General features: G+C 62.0%; 6 protein-coding genes and 1 pseudogene. 5 read left to right on the top strand and 2 right to left on the bottom strand.

What is annotated here, in order from left to right:
• Positions 1 to 57: 57 nt before the first annotated feature.
• Complete coding sequence (locus VZ95_RS15075; protein ID WP_045776587.1) at positions 58 to 414, top strand: hypothetical protein; 357 nt, start codon at positions 58 to 60, stop codon at positions 412 to 414.
• Positions 411 to 752 (top strand): helix-turn-helix domain-containing protein, encoded by a 342-nt coding sequence (locus VZ95_RS15070; RefSeq protein WP_045776586.1) that lies wholly within the window; start codon positions 411 to 413, stop codon positions 750 to 752. Before VZ95_RS15075 ends, VZ95_RS15070 begins: the two co-directional genes overlap by 4 nt.
• 50 nt (positions 753 to 802) lie before the next feature.
• Here the strand turns inward: VZ95_RS15070 and dksA are convergent, their stop codons facing one another.
• Both dksA and VZ95_RS15060 read right to left on the bottom strand, forming a co-directional pair.
• Entirely contained in the window at positions 803 to 1,234 is a 432-nt protein-coding gene (gene dksA, locus VZ95_RS15065) for an RNA polymerase-binding protein DksA (RefSeq protein ID WP_045776585.1), read from the bottom strand.
• A gap of 128 nt (positions 1,235 to 1,362) precedes the next feature.
• A complete protein-coding gene (locus VZ95_RS15060; RefSeq protein ID WP_084627827.1) occupies positions 1,363 to 1,842 on the bottom strand; it encodes a flagellar assembly protein FliX in 480 nt (159 codons plus the stop codon).
• Positions 1,843 to 2,077: 235 nt separating this feature from the next.
• Between VZ95_RS15060 and VZ95_RS15055 the strand changes: the two are divergent.
• The 3 genes and pseudogenes from VZ95_RS15055 (at position 2,078) to VZ95_RS15045 (ending at position 4,468) form a co-directional block, all read left to right on the top strand.
• Positions 2,078 to 3,303, top strand: a pseudogene (locus VZ95_RS15055) (flagellar basal body P-ring protein FlgI).
• Between the two features lie 129 nt (positions 3,304 to 3,432).
• Positions 3,433 to 3,864, top strand: a complete 432-nt coding sequence (locus VZ95_RS22175; RefSeq protein WP_198148331.1) for a rod-binding protein — start codon at positions 3,433 to 3,435, stop codon at positions 3,862 to 3,864.
• Positions 3,865 to 3,868: 4 nt separating this feature from the next.
• Complete coding sequence (locus VZ95_RS15045) at positions 3,869 to 4,468, top strand: hypothetical protein (protein ID WP_045776584.1); 600 nt, start codon at positions 3,869 to 3,871, stop codon at positions 4,466 to 4,468.
• Positions 4,469 to 4,586 lie beyond the last annotated feature (118 nt).

Here is a 4,586-nt window from a genome sequence, read left to right as displayed (position 1 = left end):
CCATCCAGGCGGTGCTGACCTTTGACACGACTGCGTCAATGCCGCATAATTATCGCTATGGAACCGGCCCTTCTTTCTGTCGTTGAAACGGCGGTGTTCGCACGCCGGGCAGAAAAGCTATTGTCCCCCGAAGAGCGGCTCGATCTGATTACGTTCCTCGCGAAAAATCCAGAAGCGGGCGACGAAATGCCCGGAACAGGCGGCGTTAGGAAGGTTCGGTTTGCTGCCAAGAGTAAGGGTAAATCGGGTGGCATTCGGGTCATCTATTATTTTTTCGACCTCAATAACCCGCTATACGCGCTTCTCATCTACGGTAAGGGCGAACAGTGCGACCTGACGCCCGAGCAGACGAAAGCTGTCGCAGGGCTTGCGGCCCAAATCAAGGCAGCGGCAAAGGCACGGAGAACATCATGAGCAAAAAAAATATAGGCGACGCGTTGATCGAGGCGATGGGTGAGGCTTTGGCGATTGCCAAGGGCGATTTGGCACCGGCCGCGGTGCATGTCGTTGCCTTAACACCCGATGTTGACGTTCGTGCACTGCGCAATCGTCTTGGCTTGTCGCGCGAACAATTTGCCCAGCGTTTTCGTTTTCCGACCCGCACGGTGCAGGAATGGGAGCAAGGGCGACGCAAGCCAGACCAATCTGCCAGAGCCTATTTGACCGTCATCGACCGTAATCCCCGCGCCGTCGAAGAGGCGCTTCGTACCCGAACGGCCGAAGAGGCTAGCGAATACCAGACACATAAGTAAAAAGGGCGGCACCGCAGCACCGCCCTTTCACTTTCTAACGCCGCCCGCGACTATTCCTCGCGGTGGGTCCGTTCCATGCGCTCGTGACGTTCCTGGGCATCGACGCTCAAGGTCGCAATCGGGCGGGCTTCCAGGCGCTTGATGCCGATGGGCTCGCCGGTTTCCTCGCAATAGCCGTAGCTATCGTCGTCGATCCGGCGCAGGGCCGCATCAATCTTGCTAATCAGCTTGCGTTCCCGATCCCGCGTGCGCAACTCAAGCGCACGATCGGTTTCCATGGAAGCCCGATCGGTCAAATCAGGTTGTTGCAGGCTCTCTTCCTGCATGTGATGAACCGTCTCGGAGGACTCGTTCAATAATTCTTCCCGCCACTGCAAAAGCTTTTGGCGGAAATACTCACGCTGCAGTTCGTTCATAAACGGTTCGTCGTCACTCGGACGGTAATCCGGCGGCAACGCAATTCGCGACACTTGTGACGTCATTCGAGTTCCCTCGATCCCCCTTCAGCAAGGCGCGCGGAGTATAGGGGGAGTCGGTTCAGGGGGCAATGGGCACAATTGCAAGATAATCCAGCGATACTTTTAACAGAGGCCCGCGCGGGCAGGCCCGCTCACCCCTCGATTATCCCTTTGGGCGGGGAAGAAGCCCGGTTCGCTTGGCTTTCCCGCTCCATTTCAAGCTTGGCCAGTTCCACTTGCGCGCGGAGATCGACCTCATCCAGAACCTCTAATAGCTTGGGGTCCGAAACAGTTTCGCGCGCTAGGGCCAGTTGCTCGACCAGATTGACCAGAGCCTCGCCGGGGATCACCCCCAGCAACAGCCCGTGACGGATATCGTCGAGCCGGTCGAGAATGGCTTCGGCGCGCTGCCGGGACCGCCGCCGGCGCTGCGGCTCATCGCCGATGGGATCGACGGTGAGCATGGGATTGACCCCCGCGACGGGACGGGACCCGCTGGCAGGGGCCGAGGGGGCGGCCTCCTCCGGCGCGAGCAGACGCGCAAAAGCGTCCGTCCGCGAGGGTTCGGCGGTTTTGTCGGTTCGGCGCCCCGAGGTCACGGGGGCTGGGTCTTTAGGTCCTTGGATACGCATAACTCAACCTTACCACGATCTGTCTTACGCATCCTATCGGCGCATCCTGCCGCCGATAAGGAAATTTTTGCCGCCCAAGCACGGGGATTTCGGCAAAGAAACTTAAAATTCTGTTTTCGAACAACCTCCTATCGTGTAGTGTTCAGGTTGGCACAGAGATCGCTTGTCCGGTTCGCGCGGCAGGCCAAATCTGGCTCCGGTTCGTATGAGATGTATAGGGACGCCAAACATGGGCATGAAACGGCATTTTGACCAGGGCTTCGCATGGCAACGCACGCTTCGCGTGGCCCTGGCGACGGCGATTCTGGCAAGCACGGCCTGGGTGGCGACCTCCCTCACTCCGGCGATGGCGCAAACCGTGCGCATCAAAGACGTGGCCAATTTTGAAGGCGTCCGCGAGAACCAGCTCATCGGCTATGGTCTCGTCGTCGGCCTCAATGGTACGGGCGACAGTTTGAACCGCGCCATTTTCACCCGTGAATCGCTACTGGGGATGCTGGAGCGTCTCGGCGTCAATGCGCGCACGGCCAATAATGAAATGCGAACCCGTAATCTCGCGGCGGTGATGGTAACGGCCAATCTGCCCGCTTTCGCGCGCCAGGGCGGCCGCATCGACGTGAGCGTTTCGGCGCTCGGCGATGCCACCTCCTTGCAGGGCGGCACCTTGCTCGTCACCCCGTTGATGGGCGCGGATGGCGAAGTCTATACCGTCGCTCAAGGCGCGGTGGCGATTTCTGGTTTCGCGGCGCGGGGGGCGGCAGCCTCGGTCACGCGTGGCGTGCCCACCTCGGGCCGCATCGCCAACGGCGGCCTCGTTGAACGCGAAGTCGGCTTCGAGCTGGGCTCGCTTAATTCCGTGCGTCTTTCGATGCGCAACCCCGATTTCACGACAGCCCGCCGCGTCGCGACCGCTGTGAACGCTTTTCTCGGCGCGCAGGCCGCGAAGCCCCTCGATCCCGGCACGATTGAAATCACCGTGCCGCCGCGCTATCAGGGCGATACGGTCGCCATGCTCACCGATATCGAAAACCTGCCGATCCAGCCGGATATGGTGGCGAAAATCGTTATCGACGAGCGCAATGGCGTGATCGTGATGGGCGAGAACGTGCGCATCAGCACGGTGGCCGTCGCTCAAGGTAACCTGACCATTCGCATCACCGAAACGCCGCAGGTCTCGCAGCCGAACCCGTTTGCGCCCGGTGCGACCGCGCTGGCGGGGGATGCCGCGTCGGGCACGCAAGGCCAGCTCGGCGGCGGCGCGCAAACCGTGGTCGTCCCGCGCACGCAGATCGAAGTCGACGATCAGGCCGGTCGCCGCTTGGCCGTACTGCCTCGGGCGTCACGCTCGGCGAGTTGGTATCCGGGCTGAATGCCCTCGGCGTCGGCCCGCGCGACCTGATTACCATTCTGCAAACGATCAAAGCCTCCGGGGCTTTGCAAGCCGATATCGAAATTCTCTAAGGCCGGTTGGAGCGCTCCCCATGACCTCGACCCCCGCCCCCCTCCCCGGAGCAACCCTGGCCGCCAGCCGCGACAAGGCGCTGAGCAGCTCGCTCGCCGCGCGCATGCCGACGACGGCCAATGAAGCCCGTGGCCGAAAAAACCGGCCGCGAGTTCGAAGCGATGTTCCTCTCGCAAATGCTGCAACCGATGTTCGAAACAGTGAAAACCAACGATATGTTCGGCGGCGGCGCGGGCGAAGACGCATTCAAGGGCATTCTGGTCGATGAATACGGCAAGATGATCGCCAAAGCGGGCGGTGTCGGCATCGCCGATCAGGTGAAGCGTCAGATTCTCGACTTCCAGGCCCGTCAGGAAACCGGCAAGCAGATCGCCGCCGGAAACCAACCCACCGCCAGCCTGACGCTGTCGGTCGATGCGATGCGCGCCGCCTATAAAAAAGCGGGTGCCACCGAAGGCAAAGCGCCGGAAGCAATCGCACCCCAACAGGCCGCTGCGATTGAACCCGCCGTCGAGGCCGTTCCGCAAGCGCCCGTAAAGGTTCAAAAGCTGAAGGGTTAAGCCGATGGCCGTCGCGGACCCCCGGTTCGCGCCTGCCCTGCTTTCGGACACCTTTGACCGGCTGATTGCCGCAACCGCCTTCGACGGGTTGCAGGATCAACCGGATCGCTTTATTCGCTATAGCGTTCGCCGCCGGGAAGCTGTTCGCGCTTTCCAGCCGGAAGTCCCCGCGCTCGTGCTGCTCTGGTCCGGGCGTAAGGAAATCAGCGTTTCTGGGCGGAACGCGGCCTCCGGCCCCGGCACGCTGACGCTGCTCCCCGCCAATACCGCCATCGATGTGGTGAATGAGCCCGATGCGCACACGGGCATCTACGCCGCCGCGATTATCTTGTTTCCGCTCTCCCTGCTTCAGCGCGTGCGCGTGCTGCATCCGAGCGCGTTTCAGTCCGTCGGGCTGGAAAGTCTCGATCCGCGCTGCTGGACTATTCCCGCCACCGATCTGCTGCAAGAGGCGGTCGCGCGCGTGCTGACGACCGTCAGCATGCCAAACGTTCCCGCCGAGATTCTCGATCATCGCGTTATGGAAGTGGCGCTGTTGCTGGCCGATAGGCCGCTGCTGCCCGCCCGTGCCTGCTGCGCGACGGGCAGGTGCGCGCCGCCGTGACCAGTTTGCTGAGCGGTGATCTCGCCCGCGCTTGGACCGCCGCGAGTGTCGCCTCTCTCATCGGTATGAGCGAGGCGACGTTGCGCCGCCGCCTCGCGGATGAAGGCATTGGCTTGCG

Origin of the sequence: Elstera litoralis, from assembly GCF_000963705.1 — a bacterium.
Lineage (GTDB): Bacteria > Pseudomonadota > Alphaproteobacteria > Elsterales > Elsteraceae > Elstera > Elstera litoralis.
This window is presented reverse-complemented; position numbering and strand designations above follow the sequence as displayed.

Bases quoted from the DNA above. Each gene is read 5' to 3' on its own strand.
- VZ95_RS15045 (WP_045776584.1), top strand. From the start codon at position 3,869: ATGGCCGTCGCGGACCCCCGGTTCGCGCCTGCCCTGCTTTCGGACACC.
- dksA (WP_045776585.1), bottom strand. From the start codon at position 1,234: ATGACGTCACAAGTGTCGCGAATTGCGTTGCCGCCGGATTACCGTCCG.
- VZ95_RS15070 (WP_045776586.1), top strand. From the start codon at position 411: ATGAGCAAAAAAAATATAGGCGACGCGTTGATCGAGGCGATGGGTGAG.
- VZ95_RS15060 (WP_084627827.1), bottom strand. From the start codon at position 1,842: ATGCGTATCCAAGGACCTAAAGACCCAGCCCCCGTGACCTCGGGGCGC.
- VZ95_RS15075 (WP_045776587.1), top strand. From the start codon at position 58: ATGGAACCGGCCCTTCTTTCTGTCGTTGAAACGGCGGTGTTCGCACGC.